Source organism: Sulfitobacter sp. PS-8MA (assembly GCF_040933935.1).
In the GTDB taxonomy this organism is placed as follows: Bacteria; Pseudomonadota; Alphaproteobacteria; order Rhodobacterales; family Rhodobacteraceae; genus Sulfitobacter.
Genome location: NZ_JBFQYJ010000006.1, coordinates 1,771,524 through 1,794,169 on the forward strand (window position 1 = coordinate 1,771,524; position 22,646 = coordinate 1,794,169).

Sequence of the window (22,646 nt, forward strand, 5' to 3'; positions counted from 1 at the left end):
CGCGCATGAGTTTTCTCGGTGTTGAAACCTCCCTGACCGGGCGGCGCTGGATTGGTCCCGATGTGGAACTGACCCGCGCCGCCGAACTGCTGGTGCAACGCGCCGGCCTGCCCGACCCGGTGTGCCAAGTGCTCGCCCGGCGCGGGGTGGTCGATACCGAGGCGGCGGGCTTTCTGGCCCCCGCCCTGCGTGATCTGCTGCCCGACCCGCGCTCCCTGCGCGATTTGGAGCGAGCCGCGACCCGTTTCCTTGCCGCGCTGAAATCCCGCGAACGCATTGCGATCTTTGCCGACTATGACGTGGATGGCGGCTCTTCCGCCGCGCTGCTGCTGGTCTGGCTGCGCGACATGGGCCACCGCGCGACGCTCTATATTCCCGACCGGATCGACGAAGGCTACGGCCCCAATGACGCGGCGATGTCGGCGCTGGCCGCCGAGCATGACCTGATCATCTGCGTCGACTGCGGCACGCTCTCCCATGGCCCCATCGCGGCCGCCAAAGGCGCGGATGTCATCGTGCTCGACCACCATCTGGGCGGCGAAACCCTGCCCGAGGCGCTGGCCGTGGTGAACCCCAACCGCCAGGACGAAGACGGCGCGCTCGCGCACCTCTGTGCCGCGGCTGTGGTCTTCCTCATGCTCGTGGAAGCAGGCCGCCAGCTGCGCGAGGCCGGGGCCAAGGGGCCGGACCTGATGGGGATGCTCGACCTTGTGGCGCTGGCGACGGTCGCCGATGTCGCCCCGCTGATCGGGGTCAACCGGGCCTTTGTCCGTCAAGGGCTGAAAGTCATGGCCCGTCGCGCGCGCGTCGGCCTTGCAGCGCTGGCCGATGTCGCCCGGATGGGCACGGCCCCCACCGCCTATCACCTGGGCTATCTCCTCGGCCCGCGCATCAACGCGGGCGGGCGCATTGGCCAGGCCGATCTTGGCGCCCGGCTGCTGGCCACCGCCGACCCGCATGAGGCCGCCGCCCTCGCAGAGCGGCTCGACCAGCTCAACACCGACCGCCGCGAGGTCGAAGCCGCCGTGCGCGCCAGCGCCATGGCACAGGCCGAAGCACGCGGCTTTGACGGCCCCCTGGCATGGGCCGCCGGCCCCGGCTGGCACCCCGGCGTGGTGGGGATCGTCGCCTCCCGGCTGAAAGAGGCCGCCAACCGCCCCTCCATCGTGATCGGCGTCGAAAACGGCATCGGCAAGGGCTCGGGCCGCTCGATCAGCGGCATCGACCTCGGCGCCCCGATCCAGCGCCTCGCCGCTGAGGGGCTGCTGATCAAAGGCGGCGGTCACAAGATGGCCGCGGGTCTGACGGTGGCGGAAGACAAGATCGAGGTGGCCATGGAACGCCTAGGCGAATTGCTCACCAAACAGGGCGCGCATCTGGCCGGACCTGCCGACCTCAACCTCTGCGGCATGATGATGCCCGGCGCGGCCACGGTAGAGCTGGCCGAGATGGTCGACCAGGCCGGCCCCTTCGGCGCCGGCGCCCCTGCCCCCCGCTATGCTTTCGCAGACATGCAGATCCGCTTTGCCAAACGCGTGGGCGAGAACCACCTGAAAGTGAGTTTCGGGGATGGTCTGGGCGCAAATCTGGAAGCGATTTCCTTCGGTGCCTACGACGGCCCCCTCGGCCCCGCGCTGGAAAACCACGGCAGCGCGCGTTTCCATCTGGCAGGTCGTCTCGACATTAACAATTTCCGCGGACGCCAGTCCGTACAACTGCGTTTGGAAGACGCCGCGCGGGCTTGAGAACTTTTTCTGGATAAACTGCATTTTTCCGCTTGCAGCCCCCCGCGGTATTACTTAAACGTCCGCTCACAGACAGAGTAGCAACACACGAAACGCTGCACTGACCTGACAAAAGAGTGGCCCGTTCGTCTATCGGTTAGGACGCCAGGTTTTCAACCTGGAAAGAGGGGTTCGATTCCCCTACGGGCTGCCACTTATCCTCAAATTTCTCTATTTTGTTGACCTTGAGTTCCGAATGTGGACCACAGTCTGGTTCCCGTGGTCCACTTTTCATTTCGGCAATGCGCTTCGATGCCGCTGTTGCCGCGCCACGACGGTGAAACTTTTTGGTGTAGACGCTGGCAGTCTTCGCCTCGTTCCAGCCGAACGCAGCCATAAGTTCGTACTCCGTGGCACCGCGTTCCGCCATAAGTTCGGCAATACCTTTGCGGATACCATGCTGTGACCGCGTGGCGCGTCGCTTGACGGTTTTCTGTTTGCCCTTGAGCTCGTAAATTAAGTTGCCGTCAGCATCTTTCGCTTCGACGCAAAGGCCGGCCTCTATGATCCATTCCCGCACACGGTTGCCGAGCGCACCGGGCGATGCGAAGGGTTTGCCGTGCTGGGTTGCCAGGAAGACGTCGCGATCCTCGTGCAGCTCAAGTTCCGTGGCGAGCATTTCACCAAGTGGTATAGATACGAACGCCGAGCCACGCTTAGCGGGCTGCCATTCAAGGTAGCGTTCACCGTCGTACTGCACCAAATTCTTTGAGCCGAGCAGATGCATATCTCCAATACGGCCGTGGCTGTCGTACGCGAGACAAAACCACAGTCTCGCCATGGTACCAGGACCGTGGGTTGCCAGAAATTTCTCAACATCTTGAGCCCGCCACGGCTTGGCGCCGCCACCTTCGAGATGCACCCTTTCCACTTCGAATACAGGGCTGTTCTTGGGGAAGCCACGTTTTGCCCCCCACCTATATGCGGCACGTAAAGCCTTTATGCAGGTGTCCGCAGCTGCTGTGCGAATGCCAAACGCGTCCTGAATATGAACAAAGGCTTCTTCTGGGAGATCGCAATTGAGCGAGCCCATACGATCTCCGTCTGGATCAAGTGTCTCGCATGCCTGCTTCAATCCGGTTCGGCGGCTTTGGTGAGTTTTGGAAGACATAGTTCCAGCGGCCACCTGCCTTTCCAGCCATTCAAGGTGCTTCTTGCACAACTCGTCAAGCGTACCCTTTTTGGACTGCTCAGCTCTTTCTACAATGGGCTTTTGCCCGGCACGCGCAGCATGATAATGCTCGTGAAAGCCAGGTTCGCCCGGGCCCATTGAAATCCTTATCTTCTTGTTCCTGTCGCCCTCGACACGAACTCTCCACCGGATCGTGCCTGCTGCGGTCTTATCGCGCAGCAATCCTTTAAACTTAAACTTCATAACTACCCTCTCCACTTTTTAGGAAGACTTTGCTCGGGGTGCTTCACTGAATTGGCGGCACCGTCGAGCTTGGGGGCAAAGAACTCCAGCCTGACACTTCCATCTCCGTGAACGACTATGGCCGATGGACTGAGGCCATGGGCGGTGGCAGCGGCGATTGCGTTTCTCACTGATGCCTGAGTAATTTTGGGTGCGGGCATTTTGGCCTCCTAAAAAAAAGCTTCTCAGGAGATCGGACGGAGCTTTCCCGTTCAGAAACACTTTCGCAAATTTTTCATATTATTCCCCTAACCAACTGGAATTAAATGGATAAGTGAAATGAGAAAACTAAGCTCTGGTGACATGGCGGCTGTAGGTCGGCGCGTCGGCAGTGTAGCAGCACCGGAAACCGACGCGCCTATGCGGGACCTTCGGCCCTGCAATCTTCAGAGCGGCCTCAGTCGTCGAACGGAGCCGTAACGCGATGATCGAGTACTGCAGCAATAAGCCTGTCCAATTCGGTCAGAGCGTCCCTCGCTCTGCAAAGATCTTCACCAGCCTTCGTGCGATGGATCTCCGTCCACAATGCTGGTCCGGACATGTTGTGTGGATCATTGTCCCAACAGTCGATCGTCTCCGTTTCTCTGTCGATCATGGTTCTGATACGAACTGCCAAGACCTCGATCTCAACGAGGGTCTCGCCGTTGAAGATCCGTCGTGACGCTATCGCGCGGAGCAGTCGTTCGGCGCCGTTGCGAGACAATGGCGGGAGTGCTCCCAGCACATCCGCGCGAATGCATGCGGCGACTTCGCGTGACTGCGCGTAGGTCTGCAGGAGCAACGCTCCGAACGTCAGTTCACCGTGGTTTGCACGTTCATTCATACGATGCCCTCCCACAGTCCGTTCCAGGGGCGTGCCGACAGATCTCGGCTCGCTAAGGTTGCATTCTCACGCAGCCAACGCTGGCGTTCTTCGCGCTTCTCCTGAAGGGCCTCCATCGCAATGTCCCGCTCGGCTTGCATGCGCGCGCGGACGGCATGCATACGCTCGAGCAGATAGTCGTCCAACTGCCCGATCACGGGTGACCCCTGCGGGCCGAGCTTGAAGTCGCCACCGCAAAGCTGCACGGAAATTTGTCTGCTGCCGACAAACCGTGTTGGGCGATTGAGACCTGCGACAGCCATTGACGACCGGCGCTTGACCCAGATCTCGTAGCCTCGGTTTGCTGCTGTCTGCGCGGATGTCCCATAGGCCAATGTCGCGCGACGGTTCCCGCCGCGATCTTCGACGTCTAAGACCAAGCACGGTCTCGTCTTAGCGGCGTCGAGGCCGCTCTCGACTATTGGGAAACGGAAGAGGACGATATCCCCCCGGGAAAGGCTGTCCTGCCAAGCCTCGGTTTCCGCGATACTCTGATCAAACATAAAATGCTCCTGCAATGTTTGGTTTTCACGACGACCGCGGCAAATCACCTTGGAAACTGGCCATCCGCCGCTGTGCGTCGCGAGATGCGCACAGAGGCGGATGGCTGGGTTCCAGGTGACCAAATTCCCCCCCTATCTTTATCCTCGAAGGTCGATCTCGCATTAGGAGCCGATGTGGGACCAGTTTTCTCTGGTTCCGCCCGGTTTCGGTTTTCTTTGGGTTTTCTCCGCGGGGGGTTCGGGTGGCTTTTTTGGCTGGAGATCCCGCCTCCGGCGGTCTCTCTGGTCGTCCCGAGTGGCAAGCCCCCCGGGAGCGAGACCAGACCTGTCTCATCGGAATCTGCGGTATGGTGGTGCTCTTGCGCCTTCGGCGGAGGCGGACACCCCCGACGATACCAGGTCGCCCTTGAGATGCCATGATCGACCCATGGCCTGCGCGCCGAAATCGTGTGCTCGGCCAGATACTCTTCGCGTGGCTGCACACCCCGCTGGCGACGGCGCGCAGTCAACCTCTCTCTGTTTCGGCGGGTACGTTCTGTTAACGAGTAGACTTGCCGAAGTTGCAACTGACGCGCCTGCGGGTCCGACACGTCCAAAAGTTCTGCCACCGTGGCGCCCGAGTAGTTCAAGCGGCCGTCTAAATTCGGGTTAGACGCATAAGCCGCCTCTGCCCGCTTGAGGGCACTCTTGATGACGGCATCCACCTCACTCTCTTTAAGATCGGGCGTGGCCAAGGCAGCTACTGTCCTGAGCGTGTCCTCAAGATCAGCGACATTGTGTTCTTGGGTTAGACAGGTTGCGAAGAGATGCAGCCATGTGTTCCGCTTCCCCACCGGCACTACTCCACCCCAGTGCTCGCTGAGGCGCTCCAAGTCGGAACGTATCTGCGCAAACCGTAAGGCTGCAGGCAAACCTCTAAGGGCGCCAGTTTTCTTGGAGGTGCTCGATTTCTTAGAGGACGCCGCGTCCCTTTTAGTTGCCAGTTCCCTGCGGGTGGGTCGGCCAGCAGCAATATATATGCAATCCGCCAGGTCATCGTAGGCCAGCCGCTGCAAGGTACCTCCGATCACACGGACTTCCCGGCCGCTTTTTTTGTTGATCGTTCCCGGCAGCCTAAAAACCCGTGCTGCATCAGTGCACGCGCGGTCAGCGCCAAATTTTTTGAAGAGGCTTGGCAACAGGGACATCACGCTCTTCCACCGCGACAAGGCACCCCGAGGTATCTCGTCGATAAGCCAAATTGCGGCCAAGCCCCGCCCGGTATCGTTAATCAACGAAGGTAATGAGATACCCATCGCCTCGACGGTCGCAAGAAAAGCCTGAGCTACGACTTCAGGCGCAATGCCTCGCCATTCTGGGAGCGTGTGATAATCCAGATCGACATAGAGGGCGTTGAGCGCCGCCAGCGGATTTCGTGCCCGTGGTCCAAAGTAGCGATTGAGTGCGACATAGCCCGAGACATCCAGCCATGCGCCGACGATATTGGACAAGTTTCTGGTGTCATATGTCCGTGAATAGGTTTCGTTTTTCCCATCCAATTGCATGAGAGTAGCTTTTCCGCGGCTACCGGGGGGATGCAGGAGGCGGACATAGTCCTCGGTCCTGAGACCCGCTGCTGCGGCTGTGTGCGGAAGATCGAAAAGGGTACGATGGGTTTGATGCATCGACCGGACCTACGCCCCGGACAGATGCACTCAAAACGAAGGGCTTTCAGCAGCTTCGATGGCCCTCCTGTCCCCAAATCTGTGGACACAGAGGCCGCTTATTGGACCGGCATTTATGCACTTGCAGTGCATCCTCCGGCTGCTTGAAGTGGCCAGCGGACTTACTTACTATTTTGGCTACCAATGACTTACTCACCTACTGACTTACTCACCTACTGACTTACTCACCTACTGACTTACTTCCTGGCCTACTTCCGACAGTATCAGTGAAAAAAGTTTGATAAGTATTTTTGTGAGCGCTGAATTAGCCCCATTTCCCTCCTGCCAGACCAAAAAGGAGTATGAAATGGCAAAAGCAATCCACACCCGCGACGCAATCATTGCAGCCGGGCAAAAACTCGAAATGGACAACCCAGGTAGCAATATCGAACCATGGGAAATCTATAAATCTCTTGGAAGTGTAGGCAAATTCGCCCGCTTCGAAGACATCTGGAAATCCCACCAAGAATCTCGTGAAAGGCAACCTTCAGGCGAGCGCGAAGAACTGCCTTCGGATATCGACGAAAATCTGAATGTGGGACTGGAGACGCTCGGTACGACCATCCGCCAACTATTCGCCACCTATTCGGCAGGCCTGATGGCCGACCATGTCCGTCAAATGCAATTGGCGCAGAAACACCACATGGACGATGTAACAAAGCTTAGATCCCAAGTGGAGTTCTGGATGGAAACTGCCTTTGAAGCGAAGGAAGAACTGGCCGCCGCTTCCTGTCCGCAAAATCCAAAGCCTTCGACCAAGGCACGATCCAGCCAGACTGCGCGCATGAAGAGCACGAAGACACGGAGAGCTGCCTCCCGGAAAAGCGATGCTAAGCTCTCGCCTGAAACACAAACGTGTACAGTTTTAACGGCTCGTCAGAAGCTAACTTAGAACTGTAATTTCGCCCGCCGCCTTTCCATCTGGGGGCGGGCGCACAATTTTTAACCATCGAAAGTGTTTAGGGCTTGGTCAGCCGCGCACGCGTTGGCCACGACCGCGAGAATTATGTCGCCTGATCCGCCGGCGCTTGATGAATGGGTCGTCTACATGTGAATCGGCGTGCGAAATTGACCCACTTGGGTGGGTTATGAGCGTGCAAAATTGACCCACCTGCCACGTTAGCATCCGCGCTGAATAGCGCGGAGGAATGAGCAGGTGATATTGATGGAAAGTGTATCGAAGATCCGTCGTTGGATATTGGTTGAGGGTCGCAGCATCCGATCTGTGGCGCGGGCAACCGGTTTGTCGCGGAACACGGTGAAGAAGTATCTGAAGGACGACAGTCCACCGAGCTATCAACGGCAAGCGCCACCGACCCGGCATAAGCTGTGCGATGGATTTGACGCGCGGCTGCAAGAGCTTTTCGAGCAGGATCACAAGCGCCCGCGCCGGGAGCGGCGGACGGCCACGAAGCTTTACGAACAGCTCGTCTCGGAAGGGTATACTGGGTCCTATTCTCCGGTTCAGCGATTTATCCGAGACCTCAAACGTGCCGATGCTGGATCGGGAGAGGCGTTTATCCCCCTGCATTTTGCTGCCGGTGATGCGCTCCAGTTTGACTGGAGCGAAGAGCGCGTTATTCTCGGTGGTGTCGAGCAGAAGGTAAAGGTTGCTCACTTCCGCCTGTGCCATAGTCGCAAACCTCTTATCGTAGCCTATCCCGGCGAGAGCCAAGAGATGGTGTTGGATGCTTTTGTACGGGCGCTGTCCTTCTACGGCGGGGTTCCGCGACGGGTGATCATCGACAATCCCAAAACGATGGTGACCTATGTCTCCCGCTCGAAGGACCGGGTGTTCCATCCGCGGTTCTTGGCGTTGATGAACCATTATGTGATGGAGCCGGTTGCCTGCACCCCCGCGTCGGGTTGGGAGAAAGGTCAGGTGGAGAACCAGGTCCATTTTTTACGAGGCCGATTGTTTGTTCCCATGCCAGCTTTTGATGATCTGGATGGGCTGAACAACTGGTTGCGTCTGCGCTGCGAGGAATTGGCAAGCCGCGCCCATCCTGATCAATCGTCCCGCACGATTGCGGAGGTTTTTGAAGATGAGCGCGCCGAGCTGCGCCCCCTGGGGCGGGCTTTTGATGGTTATGTGGAAAAGACGGTGCGGGTCCGTTCCACCTGCCTGGTTCAATATGCCAGCAATCGCTATAGCGTGCCTTCCCGGTTTGCAGGCCAGCATGTCTCCTTGCGCGCCTATGCGAGCCGGATCGTGCTGGTGTCAGGCCAGGACGTTATTGCCGAGCACAAGCGTCGCTTCACCCGCAACGTCAGCTACTTTGAGCCTTGGCATTATGTTCCTCTACTGGATCGCAAGCCCGGCGCTCTGCGCGACGGCGCCCCTTTTGTGGACTGGCAACTGCCTGAGGCCATGCATCGGATCAGGGAGCATTACATGGCTGGCAAAGGCGGGGACCGGGAGTTCGTCGATCTGCTTCTGCTGGCCCAGGACCACGGAATCGAGGTGGTGGAGACGGCCTGCGAACTGGCAGTTGAACAAAACACGTTGCGCCTTCCTGCCATCACCAATTTGATCAACCAGTTGGTGGAGCCAATCATCACGCCGTTGAATGAGGGTAATGTCTATCCGCAGCTGACCGTGCGGCCCGAGGCCGACTGCAAGCGCTATGAGGCGCTCTGCTCGGCCGAGGAGGCTGCCGCATGAACGCTCTCATCGACCAACTCACCGCCTTGAGGCTGCATGGAATGGCAGCTTGCGCCCATGATTTGCTGTCCGCGCGCAAGCCACCAAGTCTGACCACAGCGATAAAGCAACTGATCGACGCGGAAACTGTAGAGCGGCGAGTGCGTTCCATCCAGTATCAAATGCGCATCGCGAAGTTCCCCCATCATAAGGACTTCGCCACCTTCGATTACGGCGCGGCCGCGGTGAGTAAGGCCCAGATCGAACCCTTCTGCTCGGGTCAGTTCACCGAAGAGGCGCACAACCTCATCCTGGTCGGCGGAACCGGGACAGGCAAAACTCACATCGCCATCGCGCTTGGAACCACATTGATTAACAACGGCAAGAAGGTCCGCTTCTTCAACGCGGTCGATCTGATCAATGCCCTGATCAAGGAACAGGCCGACGGCAATGCCGGGAAGATCATCCGGCAGCTGTCTGCCCTGGATTGCGTCATCATCGACGAGTTAGGCTACATCCCGTTCCCGAAATCCGGCGGCGCGTTGCTGTTCCACCTGATCAGCAAGCTCTACGAGAAAACCAGCGTCATCATCACCACCAACTTGGAGTTCGGGGAATGGGTCGCTGTCTTCGGTGATGCCAAGATGACAACTGCGCTCTTGGATCGCGTCACGCACCACTGTGCCATCATCGAAACGGGCAACACGTCATATCGCTTCGCTCAGAGCAAAAGTCGCAGAGAAAAATAGCCACGTCGCAAGCAAAGCCCCCAGACGGACTCGCTATATGAGGGCGGTCCGCCTGGGGGCTTTGTCACCCAATAGGCGGGTCAAAATTAAACGCTGAAACCGGGTCACTTTTAAACGCTCATTGACACCGTTCTGGGGCGCGGAGCCTTCGCGCTACGTATCCCGGAACTCGACCGTCGCTTCGGTCAGTTCGCTTAACCGACCGTTTTGGCCGCGGGCTCCCGCCTGCGGCCGTGCTCTTTCCCAAGGAGACCTGAAATGACCAATAGCTACGAATTCTTCGACATGCATGCGGCACCACTGCGCATTGGGGTGGTCCGACTCAAGGTGCGTAATCTCGATGTGGTCTCCACCTTCTACCAAAGTGTGCTCGGTCTCAACGCGATCACCAATAGCAACCATCGCGTCACCCTTGGCGTCGGCGGCACCCCACTTTTGGAACTCGAAGGAGACCCAACGCTCTCTCCTCTCGATCCGCGTCAAGCCGGGCTTTTTCACACCGCATTTCTGATGCCGACCCGTTCCGATCTGGCCCGCTGGGTTGCCCATGCCGCCGAGGCGGGCGTGTCGCTCCAGGGGGCCTCGGATCACATCGTCAGCGAGGCGCTCTACCTTGCCGATCCAGAGGGCAATGGTATCGAAGTCTATGCGGATCGGTCGGTCTCGGCCTGGCATGGTGAGAACGGCGAAATCCGGATGAGCACCGACCCGCTGGATCTGCCGAACCTGTTGCAAAGTGCCGAAGGCACTGAATGGTCAGGCTTCCCCGACAAAGGCAGCATCGGCCATGTCCACCTTCAGGTGGGCGACACGGCCGAATCCGATGGCTTCTACCGCGACGTGCTCGGCCTCGATATCGCGGCGCGCTATCCGGGCGCCAGCTTCTATGGCAGCGGCGGCTACCATCACCAGCTTGCCGGCAATATCTGGAACAGCCGCCGGGCCGGCAAACGCCCCGAGGGTATGACAGGTCTCGATTCCGTCGAGATTCTCGTCCGGAACCCGCACCACCTCGCGGCCATTGCTGCACGGGTCGAGAGCGTCGGCATTGCCAGCTTTACGAACACGGACAGCCTGAGCCTGCATGACCCCTGGGGCACTGCCATCACGCTCAGGACCTAAGGGGAGATGACCATGCTGAGAAACGGAAAATGGGTTGCCGAGTGGCAGCCGGTCCAGACCAAGGACGAAAAGGGCGGCTTTGCCCGGCAGACCTTCAGCGGTCGCCTTGTGGAAATCTGTGGTTGGTTCTGCTTTGCCAGGTAGGCGGAAGGATGCATGCCGCCAAAAGTGTTGCGGAACGATGTCAAGATTGCGGGCAGATCGCGCAGGTCTCGGAGAGCTTGAACAGATGGTGAAGTTCGCCACCGAACTCGGCGCCCACCGCAAGAAAAGGCTCCGCCTCGCTTCCACGGTCGGGCATTCCTATTTTTTCCTCCCCGAAGTCATCAAGACATTTCACGGGCGTTGGCCGGATGTCTTGATCAGCTTGATCAGCGGCCCCTCGCCCGAGGTCGTGGGTCATGTGGAAAAAGGCCGGTGCGATATAGGGCTGGCCCTCTTGCCGCTTAACGTCCACGGCGTCGCGATCAAGACGATGCCTGAGACCAATCTTGTATGCGTCATGCCGAAGGGCCACGCGCTGTCCAAGCTCAACACCATTACGCCGCGGGATCTCAAGACGATCCCCCTGCTGCTGATTTCCGAGAGCAGCCTGATGCGCAAACGGCTGCTGAAGGCGTTCAACGAAGCAAATGTCACGCCAAACGTCATATTTGACTCGACCTACACGGGCCCGATTTGCAGTTTGGTCGCGAATGGGATGGGCGTGTCGATAATGGATATTCTGACAGCCGACGCCTATTCGAATCTTGAGATCGAAATTCGGCCCTTCAGCCCCAGTATTCCCTGTGAGTTGAAGCTGGTGCTGCCCGAGTCGCAGGTGCTGGCGCCGCCCGCGCAAACCTTCGTGGAGATGTTGATGGATAGCGCTCGTTGAGCTGAGACGGTTAACGCCTTTATAGGACCAAGCCCATTTTTCGCGTTACACCTACATGATGTACGGCAGATTACCCAAAATAGACAATAATACGCCGCCGCAGCAGGGGTCGATGATGCGAACCCACATGCCTTTCCCCAGGATTTTCCTCCTTCTCTAACGGCAATCTGAAAGGCACCTGCCCATTGTTTTCGCTTGGGCCTTTCAGTCGAACTGCTCTCCATTCCCCCGTGAGTTCCGTGGTCCACCCTCGTTCTAACCCATTGATTGCGATAGGGCCGAACTCTACTTCTCGTGGTCCACATTGCCCCATATTTCATTGAAGTTTTCGTCGTTTTTGGCAGCCCCCTACGGGCTGCCACTTTCTTCCTGAAGCACTTGAAGATAATTCTTGCTCCTGACAGAAGGACAGGCCTTCCTCGCGGTAAATCCGGTAAAGCTTCTTGGGGTTCATGCTCATGCCCTTGCGCTCCAACAAGACGCCGATCCGACTGTAGCCGAACCTGCGCCGCTTGCCGGCGATCACCTGCATCTCCTTGCGGATGTCTGCGCAGTTCGGCGGGAGTTCTCGCCCTACAGTCTTAGGATCGACACCGACTATCCGACACGCCCGGCGCTGCGAGATATCATGATTCCGCATCACCCGGTGCGCCGCGTCTCGCCGCTTGATCAATGTCGTCAGTTCTTTTCCGGCAGATCTTTCGATGCGACGTTGTCGAGCATCGTATCAGCCAGCAGCCGCTTAAGCTTGGCATTCTCGTCCCCAAGGATCTTTACCTTCGCAGCCTCGGACACCTCCATGCCGCCATACTTGGCCTTCAGTTTGTAGAACGTCGCCCTGCTCAGGCAGTGCCTGTGACACACCTCCGCAGCCGGCATTCCGGCCTCCTGTTCCTTGATCACCCCGATTACCTGGCCTCGGGAGAACGGCTCATCCACATGTGTCTGCTCCTTCAAAGTGGGTGCAGACTCTACATTAGGGTGAGGGATTTCGCGCGGGGGGGGGCAGGTCAAACACAAAGTCCAAGCAATACCGGGGGTTCGGTCCTTGCGGTATGGCCATTAGCACCCGCGTCCCGGAGGCTCCGCCAACTCGTCATTTTGAGGCAGTCAGAAAATCCGGTCTCTGACGGTCGCAGGTTATAGAGCAGCTTAAATCCCCGGTCCGGCGAAGCACGGGTCAGACGTCACATCTCTCCCAACACAATTGAGGTGCAAATCTCATTCGAGTGGTCTGCGACATCTCAATTTTAGATTCCTTAAGTCCGATATTCATCAAAGGCTTATGCACAAAGACAGTTTCCACCAGAACGATACGGTCTCCTCGTGACAACCTCGGCACACGCTCGCGCAAATCCCCGCTCTTAAAGTCGGCGTTTCCCAGCGGCGAGAGCCCTTTCCCTTGAGAAAATGATACCGTTAATTCACGTTTCGAGGGTTTTCTGCATCTCTTAGTACAACTGATCTGAGTAATTCTTACCCCAATAGAGTCTCCATATCCTGTCAAATGACCGGCTACAGATTGCAACCCACTTAGATAATCCGAATTGATCGGATAGGTCTGTCTCGATACGGCATCGGCAATGACCGATGTCGCATCTGCCGCAATCGCTCTTGCTCGAAATGCGTCGGTGAAAGCGAGCATTGCCACAATTGCCCAGACAAGAAGCGGCGCCATCACCACCAATTCAATAGACTGACTGCCTTCCTCGTTTTTAAGGAAAGGCGCAATTACACGCGAAATAGCACTCATCCCCGGGGCTCCGTCACAAATGCGGTGGTAATCCTCACGCCATACTCTCCGTCAGAATTTTCCGGCAGCTTCCGTCCTAAGCCGGTTCCGGGCAAGATAGGATTGAACAGACGGCAAACACGAACCATCATGAGTTCGTTTTGCTGTCCTGGCATGAACGTATTGGCCGGGTCAAAATCTTCCTCTCGGTCCACGCAGGGTGCCACATCAGAAATCTTCCCCCATTCCGAAATTGGCATAGCCTGCATCTGAATTCGGATGGAATCCATGCACCCTGTATTGAAGAAGGACTTTTCACAGATCATGGATTTCATTTCATTATAATCCGGCGGGTCGGCAACACTCAAACGCACATCCCGTGCGACCATATTTGTGGCGCGCCGCAGCATTATCTCGCGCGCACTCCACAGGCCGCTCTCAATAGCCATGAAAAAGAGATACAGGACCACCGGCAAGAGAATGGCAAACTCAATCGTAACAGCGCCACTCTCAGACGCCTTGAAGGACTTCAAGCGTCTTGTCATTTCGTCAATCTCAACATGGAAATGGAAGCCGCAATCATCTCAAAGGCTGTCTTTATCTCCATCCCGTCGACGTCAAAGTAATGCGCCTCTGTAGAAGCGCAATCCTTCAAGAGGTCGAGAGAATCATCATCCTCTACTTCCATTCCGATCGTATAGGTAACGATTCCAGCTTTATGCGCGGTATTGCAGATGGCACGCAGACGCATATCTTTCTCATACGAGCCTATCTCTTCGATCATCTCATCCCACTGTCGCCGTCTTTCAGAATCTCGCACCCAATGTGAATCCGAGTTTCTTTGACGCCCCACGAGATTGTATCCGTAGTAGAATGGTGACATCTCATTCCAAAGCTTTGGCCAGGTCAGATCTTCCCTTTTCAGGTTTTTTCGAGCGCTTTCCGAGAGGTTTTTGTTTTCATTAAGGACATCATTGTCCCATATGCGCCGGTAGTAATCTTCATTCGTAGGGTAGGATGCGTAAAAGTATGTTTCATTATGAGGCCAGCTATCGTCATTCGCATCCGATTTCTCGACCGATTCGACATTGTAGTAAGTACGCCCATTCCATCGGTTCGTGAACTTAATGACATCAGATTTTCCTGAGGCGAACTCCGGGCGCAGGCGATATTCTGGACGGTTGTCACCATCTGTCATGATCACCAGAATTTTCATGCTGTTCTCTGCGTTATGAGGATGCGGGCGACCTAGAAAGGCGGAATTGATAACGCCTTCAGACACAAGATTACTGACCGGCCGCCGGGCCGATGGATCAAGTAAAGCAAGACCCCATTTGGCCCCAACATCGATAGATGTCGATCCTTCTGGTCTAAGGCTATTAATCTGGACCTTTAGGTCGTTAGTCGAACTGGAGAGCGGTGTGATAGCGAAGCCCGGGTCAATCCTGCATGTCCACTCACCATAGGATTGGCTATAGTAACTTCCGTTCTGCTGGAAGTGGCCAGTCCTCTGAAGGCGCTTACTGGGATTGATTGATAGAATTTGAAAGTCATCCGCTTCGAAATCTACACAGTGAGAATAGGAATGCTCCCGCGTTGTATTGTACTGATCCAGGAGAAGCTTGCCTGCGTTCACCTTAGTCGAGTACGGGATAACTGAAATTGAGACCCGTCCTTCTTCTGCTTCACTCAAAATTTCGTCCACGAAACCTGAAGCAGCATCTTTAAGAGCTTCAATTTTTCTCCTGCTGCCGCCTGAGACTGGATCCTTCATGGAACCTGACACATCTAGAACCAAGGAGATCTCAATATCTTCGACCCGCTCTGTCGCTTGAGATTCGATCGTCATGCCAAGCCCATCATGACCAAAAAATCTAAAGAAATATGTTCGGACATCTTGTTGCAAAGACGCACTCACCGTGCGCCCGACAATAACTCCGCCAATTTTCTCCGTGCTCGTTCTCACCTTGATGCCCGATGTATCCAGCCCAGCTGACGACATGTAGCTCATAACAGTTTGCTTGGCGCCAAGGTTCTGAGTAAGGCTCGCAGCAGACAGGACGGCGTTATCGAGGTGAGATTGAAAAAGGGTTCGCGTGCGCTCGTGATTTGCAAGATCGACCGCAAGCCCCCCCGCCACAGTCATGCAAACGAAAAGCAAGAGGGAGAGAATCAGGATTCCTCCGTCTTCATCCCTTCCAAACTCGCAAGTTTTACATTTAAACCATGAGAAAATCTTATCTTGCATAGAGATCTCTGCTTGCAGAAAATTGTAATTACATAAATCAAAATATGCGCCGGCCAGACGCTTCAATATCCTTTCAACTATTTGTAGAAAAAGGCAGTTGATCGGAGGAATTGTGTTTACTTTTTGTCGGCCGGACGACCGCTTCCTTAATCTTGCCATAATTCTGCAATTTTCTTAGCCACACATATTCGACCACATGTGGTTGCTGGCGCGCGGTAGCAACATTTGAGGAATGTCATGAGAAGAGAGCCATCGCTCGACTGGCTATCGCATCTCCCCTCCGTCTGTGCCGGTGATCGTCGTAGGTCAGGACACATGCCTGTTGCAAAAGATTTAATCTTGAACGACGAGAAGAGTGGGCTGCAGAGGTAGCTATGGACTAACTTCGGGGGAGCCCCCTTGCAATTTGAGCGATATCTTTTTTTTCGTATCCGGGATCTTGGCGATCTATGTGGGCCCCCTCACTTTCTCTTTTAGAGGTCCTTCCCACGGGTCCACCAATCGGCGTCCACTTCCGCTTCGACGCCTCACAGCAGGAACGCACGGCCCTCACGGTGAAGCGCCCTGCCCCCTCCGCCAAAGATCGCCGCGCGCCTAGCGTGTAGGCTCTCCAACTGAGTCGCTAGCAGCCCAAACGCCCAATTGTCGCCCAGTTGTCGCCTTTCCCTTTGACGCTGAACGCCCTCCTGTCCGGGATCTCTATGCGTATTCGGCGCAGATCCTGCGGCCACCCTTTCGCAGCCAAAACCAGCAACGTGGCAGGCTGGAAGGCCGACGAGACGATGATCACCCCCGCCAAAATCCCAACAATGTCTATCATTTTTAATACGTTACCCTCACAACTCACACTGGCCCGACCGCAACGCGCCGCCTCTGTCGACGGAAGCTCATCCTCCCCCCCCACCGCCAATCCCCCAATCACGCCCCACCGCCCAACCTGCTGGGAAACAATCTGTTTCTGAGAAAATGGATCGAATAAGGCGAAAAGGTGGTAACAAATACTACCTGCCCTACCTGAACAGAGACGCCGGGCTCTTTGCTTAGACACGTCACAGTCGCCCGAACCACCGAGCCTGCCACTGGCTCGTTCACACGATCGAACCCTGGGGGGTTGCATGAAGTACGTTAACGCCGATGGACCGGGGTATGGCTTGGTCAATTACAGCGCGCTGGCCACAGAGCCCCAGCGTCCGGTGTCGTCTATTCGTCCAACCAGCATGCCGAGCATGGCGGGGCGCGCGCCGCGCTCTTTGCCGGGCAGTCAGCTCCGGCCCAGGGGGCTTTATGGGCGTTATGGCAAGCCGATCCTGGAGCGTCTGATCGTGCTGGTCGCCCTGCCGATCGCCTTGCCGCTGATCGCGCTTTGCGCGCTGGCGTTATGGGTCGAAAGCGGTGCGCCCTTTTACACCCAGCCGCGGCTTGGCCGGGGCGGCAAACGCTTTTCCATTCTCAAGCTGCGCACGATGGTGCGTGATGCGGATGCAGTGCTTGACGGCTACCTTGCCGCGAACCCCGCCATGCGCCGCGAATGGAATGAGATGCAAAAGCTCAGCGACGATCCCCGCATCACGCGGGTGGGCGGCTTTCTGCGGGCAACCTCGCTCGACGAACTGCCCCAACTCTGGAACGTGATGATCGGCGACATGAGCCTGATCGGGCCGCGTCCGATGATGCCCGACCAGCTGGAACTCTACGGTGATCCGGCATCCTATTTCGCGCTGCGCCCCGGCATTACAGGTCTGTGGCAGGTCTCTACACGCAACAACAGCCGTTTCACCTATCGCAACGAAGTCGATGGTGCCTATCGCCGCAACATATCCCTATCGCTGGATCTGACGATCCTGTTCAAAACGGTGGGCGTGGTTCTGCGCCGGACAGGATGCTGAACGACGCATCGCCCCACCCCGACAAGCAGAATGCAGCCCCGCAATGTTCAAGAAATTCAAAGGGAAAAAGATGAAAGACAACCACGCATCCGCCCCCCTCGCTGCGGACAGAAGTGACATTCTGGCGTCTTTTGGTGCCTCGGGCATGCGCCACAGCATAAGGCCACGCCGCGCGGTGATCGATCAGCTCGACGATGACAATGATGAGGGGATCGACATTTTTCACCCCGCAGAGAGCGTTCCTGCGCGGTTTGCAGCGGAGCGTTCCACCGGGGCCCGAGATGTCGCGCCCCTTGTCGGTGATGACCGCGCGCCCCGTTGGGAAGACCTGCCCATCGCCGCCCCCGGTCCGGGAGGGAACATGCCGCTGGTGGATGACAACCGCAACAGCGCTGCAGCCCGCGCCTTTGACCTTTTGCGGACACGGCTGCGGCAGACCGCGCTGGAACATGGCTGGGTGAACATTGCGGTCGTCGCGCCAACCACGGGCGCGGGCAATACCTTCACCGCCACCAATCTGGCCCTGAGCCTGTCGCGGGTGCCGGGGTCGCGCACCCTGTTGATGGATATGAACATGCGCAGCCCCGGCCTCGCGTCTGCGTTTGACATGGCGGCTCCCGGCGCCATGAGCGATTTACTCGCCGGACATTCGGCGCTCGGCACGCATGTGCAGCGGGTTAGCGATACATTGGCGCTTGGCCTCAACACCCGGGCCGAGGTGAACGCGGCAGAGATTTTGCAAGACGGGGCCACTGCCGAAACCCTGCTGCGCATGCGCGCCGCGCTGCGCCCCGAGATCGTGCTCTATGACATGCCGCCGATGCTGAGCCACGATGATCTCTCGGCCTTTCTGCCGCAGCTTGACGGGGTTCTGCTGGTCTCCGACGGCAGCCAGACCATGGCGCGCCATCTGCGTGAATGTGAACGGATGCTTGAAGGTCAGGTGCCGCTCTTGGGCGTCGTCTTGAACCGGGCCCGCGCCTCCAGCCTGCCAAGCTACGCCTGATCACCCACAACACCCGCCGCGATACGCCCTATTATCGCCCAATTGTTTTGGTCTAGCCTAGCAAAACCCGCCCTTATTAGAATGCGGGCGCTTGAGGCTGGCTGGAAAGAGACCGATGGGACCGATCTACACTTTCGATGATGTCATCGACATGCTGCGCCGCCGCGCGGGCGTGATTTTTACCATCGTCCTGTTGGGCTGTATCGCCTCTGTCCTCTGGGCGCTCTGGACCCCGCATGTCTATCGGTCTTCCGAGGTCATCCAGATCGAACAGCCCAAGATCGCGAATGATCTGGCGCCCTCGACGGTCGAAGGCTCCTCTGCCCGGCGTTTGCAGCTTATCGAACAGCAGTTGATGGCGCGGGGGAACCTCATTGATATCATTGATAAGTTTGACCTCTATGCGAATCTCACGGCGCTGCGGCAAAGCGAGAAAGTCGACCTGCTGCGGCGTTCGGTTTCGATCACCGGGGTGGCCGCCCCGCGCGAGGGCTATGGCGATGATGGCCGGATTTCGGTGGTGACCTTTACCGCTGAGATGGACGACCCCGCCGATGCACAGGCCGTGGCGCGCGAATTTGCGGACCGCACCCGCGCCCTCTCGGCGGCGCAGCGTCAGAACCAGACCCGCGAAACGCTGGAGTTCTTTCAGCGGCAGGAGGAAAACCTGATCCGCGACATTGCCGCGCTTGAGGAAGAGCGCGCCGCCTTCAGCAGCGCCAATGATCTGTCGCTCGAAGGCAGTCTGGAATTTCGTCGCAGCGAGATTGGCAGTCTCAATGAGGCGATCCTCGAATTGGACCGCGAGATCATCGCCACCCGTCTGGCGCGCGACCGCCCCAATCCCGACGCCCGTGCCGCCACCATCGCCCGCGAACAGGCCGAATTGGACGCCACTTTGGAGAGCCTCACCACGCAGCGCGACCTGCTGGAAGACCAACGCGATGCACTGAGCGCCAGCCTTCAGACATCGCCCGAGGTCGAGCGTGAACTGGCCCGGTTCGCACGCCGTCTGGAGCAATTGCAGGACCAATTGGAAGTCATCAGCGCAAGGCGCAACGAGGCCGAGGTGGGCTTCTCGCTCGAAGCCGATCAGCGCGGCGAAAAACTGACCACGCTGGAAGCCGCCGAACTGCCAGAATATCCGGTTTCGCTCAGCCGCAAGAAACGGGCGGCCATCGGCGGCATGGCGAGCGTGGCGCTGGCGCTGGTGGTGGCTTTCCTCATGGAACTGCGCCGCCCTGTGATCCGCTCGGCCCAGCAAATGACCCGCGAGACCGGGCTGGTGCCCGTCGTCTCCATCCCCGATCTCAGCCCCCGCGAAAAGCGCCGCACCCTGGGCAAAGTCTGGCAGGAGCGTCTGAAAGCCGGCCAAAAGGGCCGCGCCGCGCGGCGGGCCCGCAAGGGCGCGCGACAGGGTTAACCGATCCGGGCTAACCGATCTGCCCAAGTACGCGCAACTGCTCCCAATGCAGCCACAGGGCCAGCGCGCCCAGCCCAAACCCCAGCACGGCAAAGGCCAGATCATGCCAACCGTCCCAGACATGATAGGCGTGGGCCAGCCAGATCAGCACCAGATGCGACAGCACCATCGCCGCCCCCATCCCGATGAGCGCCCCCGGCAGCCCGGCATAGATCACCCCCAGCAGCAGCAACCCGACCTGAAGGCTCGCCCGCGCCGCCGATGAGAGGAAGAAACGCCGCGAATCCCCCGCCGCCAGTGCCGCCTGATCATAAGTGAGGCCAATCACCTGTGGCATCAGCGCCAGGGCCAAGACCACCAATATCGCGCCGCTCGCCAGATAGCGCGGATCATAGAGCAGCGATACCAGCCACGGCCCCGCCAATGCCATCACCGCCAGCATCAGCAACAGCCCGGCGCTCAGCGCATAGCGCATACGGCGCAGCCTGGCCTGATCGCGCCCGCCCGTCTCGCGGTAGATCGGGATCATCACGCGCCCGGTCACATTCTGCCCCAGCAGCAGGGGGAAGCTGGCAAGGAAATAGCCGATGTTATAGATGCCCAAGCCTTCCAGTGACAGGAATTTGCCAAGGATCGCGCGGTCGCCCTGGCTGGCAAAGAACCAGAACATCGTCGACAGGAAGATCCATTTGCCGAAATGCACCAGCTCCTGCACCGCCGTCTTTTCCCAGCGGAACCGATTGGCCGCGCCCGGCAGATAGAGATGGGTCAGCAGCAGTTTCGCCAGCGCCCCCGCCACGCCGCCGACCACCAGCGCCAAGACCGATTGCCAGATCAACGCCCCCACGATCATGATCGCGATCCCGATGATCTGCGACGAAAGGTCCAGCACCGTCAGGCGCCCCATCTGCAAATGCCGGTGGGCGGTCTCGATCCGTGTCGGGTTGAAACCCGCGATCACGAGGGTCAGCGCGGCAATCGGCAGGTAGCTCAGCAGCAGCGGCGCATCATAGAACTGCGCCACCGGCCATGCCAGACCACAGGCCGCCAGCCACAGGCCCAGCCCGCGCAGGGCCTGGATCGTATAGGCGGTGTTCAAAAAATCCGGGTCATCGCCACGTTTGCTCTGCGCGATGGAGGGCGCGATGCCCACGTCGGAGAACAGCGTCAGCCCGACGATCACCACCTGGATCAGGGCCATCAGGCCAAAGGCTTCGGGAAAAAGCAGCCGCGTCAGGATCAGGTTCGAGCCCAGCCGGATCGCCTGCGACCCGCCATAGCCCAGCACGATCCAAGAGGTCGAGCGCAGGGCGCGGGCCATCAGGCGATTGCCCGTCACCGCATGGGAAACCTTTGAAAACACTCGATCCCGCGCCCCTGCCATATCTGCGCCCGAGACTAATGGCTCGCAGCCTCTTGTGCCAGTGGCAAGGCGGCGGGTAACAAGGTTTATCGCCCCTCAGCCCAAGGTTCTCCTTTGCGCATCGCCTATATTCTCAACACCTATCCGCAGCCCTCGCATTCCTTTATCCGGCGCGAGATTGCGGCGCTGGAAGCGGCCGGCCATGAGGTGCTGCGTTTCGCCATGCGCGGGCCTGAGGGGGCGCTGGTCGATCCGCAGGATCAAGCGGAACAGGCGCGGACCCATTATGTGTTGCAGGCAGGCGCTGCACGCCTACTTGGCGCCGGGCTGAAAACGCTGGGGCAGTCCCCCGCGGCTTTTGGCAAGGCATTGCGACAGGTCTGGCGCGCGGCTAGACGGGCCGAAAGCGGCTTGGCCCGGCATCTCATCTACCTCGCCGAAGCCTGCTATCTGCGGCAGCGTCTGGCCAGCAGCGGTGTCGCCCATCTGCACGCGCATTTCGGCACCAACGCGGCCATGGTGGCGATGCTTTGTCACCAGTTGGGCGGGCCGCGCTATAGTTTCACCGTCCACGGGCCGGAAGAATTCGACAGCCCCCGCGCCCTGTCGCTGGGCGACAAGGTCCACCACGCCGCCTTTGCCGTTGCGATCAGCCAATTCGGGCGCAGTCAGCTTTGCCGCTGGGCCGCGCCCGAGGATTGGCCGCGCATCAAGGTCGTGCATTGCGGGATCGAGCCGGCGAAATTCCCCAGGCCGAGCGCCCTGCCCGATGGCCCCCGGCGGCTGGTCTCGATCGGGCGGTTCGTCGAGCAGAAAGGCCAATTGGCACTTGTCGCTGCCATGGCCCGACTGCGTGACAGTCATCCCGACCTTCACCTCACGCTGATCGGGGAGGGCGCATTGCGGGGTGCGCTTGAAGCCGAAATCACGCGCCAAGGTCTGACCCACCGCATCACCCTGACCGGCTGGGTGGACGAGGCCCGTGTGACCGCCGAACTCTCCGCCGCGCATGGGCTAGTGATGCCCAGCTTTGCCGAAGGGCTGCCGATGGCTGTGATGGAGGCGATGGCCGCCGCCCGCCCCGTCATCGCCACCTATATCGCGGGCACGCCGGAACTGGTGCAGCCCGGACGCCACGGCTGGCTGGTGCCCGCGGGCGACGTGGCCGCATTGGCCGAGGCGATGGCCGCCCTGCATGACGCGCCGCTGGCGCGGCTCGAAGAGATGGGTCAGGCCGCTCGCGCCCGGGTGTTCGAGCGCCATGATGCAGCCCATGAGGCCCGTAGACTTGCCGATCATATGCAAGAGGCAGCGGCGCTTTAGGCGACCT

At 58.6% G+C, this 22,646-nt stretch carries 19 protein-coding genes, 1 tRNA gene and 1 pseudogene; 13 read left to right on the plus strand and 8 right to left on the minus strand.

Features of this window, described 5'->3' with window-relative positions; genetic code table 11:
- Positions 1-5: 5 nt before the first annotated feature.
- The 3 genes from recJ (at position 6) to AB4M76_RS12735 (ending at position 3,057) form a co-directional block, all read left to right on the plus strand.
- Positions 6-1,745 carry a single-stranded-DNA-specific exonuclease RecJ gene (recJ, locus tag AB4M76_RS12725; RefSeq protein ID WP_368442249.1) on the plus strand — a complete coding sequence of 580 codons (1,740 nt, stop codon included), beginning with the start codon at positions 6-8 and terminating at the stop codon, positions 1,743-1,745.
- A 118-nt stretch (positions 1,746-1,863) separates the two neighbouring features.
- A tRNA-Glu gene (locus AB4M76_RS12730) sits at positions 1,864-1,938 on the plus strand.
- An 834-nt stretch (positions 1,939-2,772) separates the two neighbouring features.
- Complete coding sequence (locus AB4M76_RS12735) at positions 2,773-3,057, plus strand: hypothetical protein (protein ID WP_368442250.1); 285 nt, start codon at positions 2,773-2,775, stop codon at positions 3,055-3,057.
- A 538-nt stretch (positions 3,058-3,595) separates the two neighbouring features.
- Here the strand turns inward: AB4M76_RS12735 and AB4M76_RS12740 are convergent.
- The 3 genes from AB4M76_RS12740 to AB4M76_RS12750 are packed head-to-tail and all read right to left on the minus strand — an operon-like array spanning position 3,596 to position 6,107.
- The gene (locus AB4M76_RS12740; protein ID WP_368442252.1) at positions 3,596-4,021 is read right to left on the minus strand and encodes a hypothetical protein; all 426 of its coding nucleotides are present in this window, start codon (positions 4,019-4,021) and stop codon (positions 3,596-3,598) included.
- Entirely contained in the window at positions 4,018-4,563 is a 546-nt protein-coding gene (locus AB4M76_RS12745) for a hypothetical protein (RefSeq protein WP_368442254.1), read from the minus strand. Before AB4M76_RS12745 ends, AB4M76_RS12740 begins: the two co-directional genes overlap by 4 nt.
- 44 nt (positions 4,564-4,607) lie before the next feature.
- Complete coding sequence (locus tag AB4M76_RS12750; protein ID WP_368442255.1) at positions 4,608-6,107, minus strand: hypothetical protein; 1,500 nt, start codon at positions 6,105-6,107, stop codon at positions 4,608-4,610.
- A gap of 466 nt (positions 6,108-6,573) precedes the next feature.
- Between AB4M76_RS12750 and AB4M76_RS12755 the strand changes: the two genes are divergently transcribed.
- The 6 genes from AB4M76_RS12755 (at position 6,574) to AB4M76_RS12780 (ending at position 11,658) form a co-directional block, all read left to right on the plus strand.
- The gene (locus AB4M76_RS12755; RefSeq protein ID WP_368442256.1) at positions 6,574-7,158 is read left to right on the plus strand and encodes a hypothetical protein; all 585 of its coding nucleotides are present in this window, start codon (positions 6,574-6,576) and stop codon (positions 7,156-7,158) included.
- Between the two features lie 273 nt (positions 7,159-7,431).
- Positions 7,432-8,931, plus strand: coding sequence for an IS21 family transposase (gene istA, locus AB4M76_RS12760; RefSeq protein WP_368440290.1), 1,500 nt, complete (start codon positions 7,432-7,434; stop codon positions 8,929-8,931).
- Positions 8,928-9,659 (plus strand): IS21-like element helper ATPase IstB, encoded by a 732-nt coding sequence (istB, locus tag AB4M76_RS12765; RefSeq protein ID WP_108485421.1) that lies wholly within the window; start codon positions 8,928-8,930, stop codon positions 9,657-9,659. Before istA ends, istB begins: the two co-directional genes overlap by 4 nt.
- 258 nt (positions 9,660-9,917) lie before the next feature.
- Complete coding sequence (locus AB4M76_RS12770) at positions 9,918-10,781, plus strand: VOC family protein (protein WP_368442257.1); 864 nt, start codon at positions 9,918-9,920, stop codon at positions 10,779-10,781.
- 12 nt (positions 10,782-10,793) lie between these two features.
- Complete coding sequence (locus tag AB4M76_RS12775) at positions 10,794-10,925, plus strand: hypothetical protein (RefSeq protein WP_368442258.1); 132 nt, start codon at positions 10,794-10,796, stop codon at positions 10,923-10,925.
- Between the two features lie 85 nt (positions 10,926-11,010).
- Positions 11,011-11,658, plus strand: a complete 648-nt coding sequence (locus AB4M76_RS12780) for a LysR substrate-binding domain-containing protein (RefSeq protein WP_368442259.1) — start codon at positions 11,011-11,013, stop codon at positions 11,656-11,658.
- A 406-nt stretch (positions 11,659-12,064) separates the two neighbouring features.
- On the opposite strand, the pseudogene AB4M76_RS12785 reads toward AB4M76_RS12780, so the two are convergent.
- The 4 genes and pseudogenes from AB4M76_RS12785 to AB4M76_RS12800 form a co-directional block, all read right to left on the minus strand.
- Positions 12,065-12,597, minus strand: a pseudogene (locus AB4M76_RS12785) (transposase); the annotation flags it as partial.
- A 241-nt stretch (positions 12,598-12,838) separates the two neighbouring features.
- Positions 12,839-13,411, minus strand: a complete 573-nt coding sequence (locus AB4M76_RS12790) for a TadE/TadG family type IV pilus assembly protein (RefSeq protein ID WP_368442260.1) — start codon at positions 13,409-13,411, stop codon at positions 12,839-12,841.
- Positions 13,408-13,923 carry a TadE/TadG family type IV pilus assembly protein gene (locus AB4M76_RS12795; RefSeq protein ID WP_368442261.1) on the minus strand — a complete coding sequence of 172 codons (516 nt, stop codon included), beginning with the start codon at positions 13,921-13,923 and terminating at the stop codon, positions 13,408-13,410. Before AB4M76_RS12795 ends, AB4M76_RS12790 begins: the two co-directional genes overlap by 4 nt.
- A gap of 8 nt (positions 13,924-13,931) precedes the next feature.
- Positions 13,932-15,638 (minus strand): hypothetical protein, encoded by a 1,707-nt coding sequence (locus AB4M76_RS12800; protein WP_368442263.1) that lies wholly within the window; start codon positions 15,636-15,638, stop codon positions 13,932-13,934.
- Between the two features lie 1,115 nt (positions 15,639-16,753).
- Here AB4M76_RS12800 and AB4M76_RS12805 point away from each other — a divergent pair.
- The 3 genes from AB4M76_RS12805 to AB4M76_RS12815 all read left to right on the plus strand — a co-directional run bounded on the left by AB4M76_RS12805 (position 16,754) and on the right by AB4M76_RS12815 (position 19,953).
- The gene (locus AB4M76_RS12805) at positions 16,754-17,524 is read left to right on the plus strand and encodes a sugar transferase (protein ID WP_368442264.1); all 771 of its coding nucleotides are present in this window, start codon (positions 16,754-16,756) and stop codon (positions 17,522-17,524) included.
- A 70-nt stretch (positions 17,525-17,594) separates the two neighbouring features.
- The gene (locus tag AB4M76_RS12810; protein ID WP_368442266.1) at positions 17,595-18,530 is read left to right on the plus strand and encodes a CpsD/CapB family tyrosine-protein kinase; all 936 of its coding nucleotides are present in this window, start codon (positions 17,595-17,597) and stop codon (positions 18,528-18,530) included.
- Positions 18,531-18,645: 115 nt separating this feature from the next.
- A complete protein-coding gene (locus AB4M76_RS12815) occupies positions 18,646-19,953 on the plus strand; it encodes a GumC family protein (protein ID WP_368442267.1) in 1,308 nt (435 codons plus the stop codon).
- A 10-nt stretch (positions 19,954-19,963) separates the two neighbouring features.
- Here the strand turns inward: AB4M76_RS12815 and AB4M76_RS12820 are convergent, their stop codons facing one another.
- On the minus strand, positions 19,964-21,274 hold the full coding sequence (locus AB4M76_RS12820; RefSeq protein WP_368442432.1) for an oligosaccharide flippase family protein: 1,311 nt from the start codon (positions 21,272-21,274) through the stop codon (positions 19,964-19,966).
- A 156-nt stretch (positions 21,275-21,430) separates the two neighbouring features.
- On the opposite strand from AB4M76_RS12820, the gene AB4M76_RS12825 reads away from it, so the two are divergent.
- Positions 21,431-22,639 (plus strand): glycosyltransferase, encoded by a 1,209-nt coding sequence (locus AB4M76_RS12825; RefSeq protein ID WP_368442268.1) that lies wholly within the window; start codon positions 21,431-21,433, stop codon positions 22,637-22,639.
- Positions 22,640-22,646 lie beyond the last annotated feature (7 nt).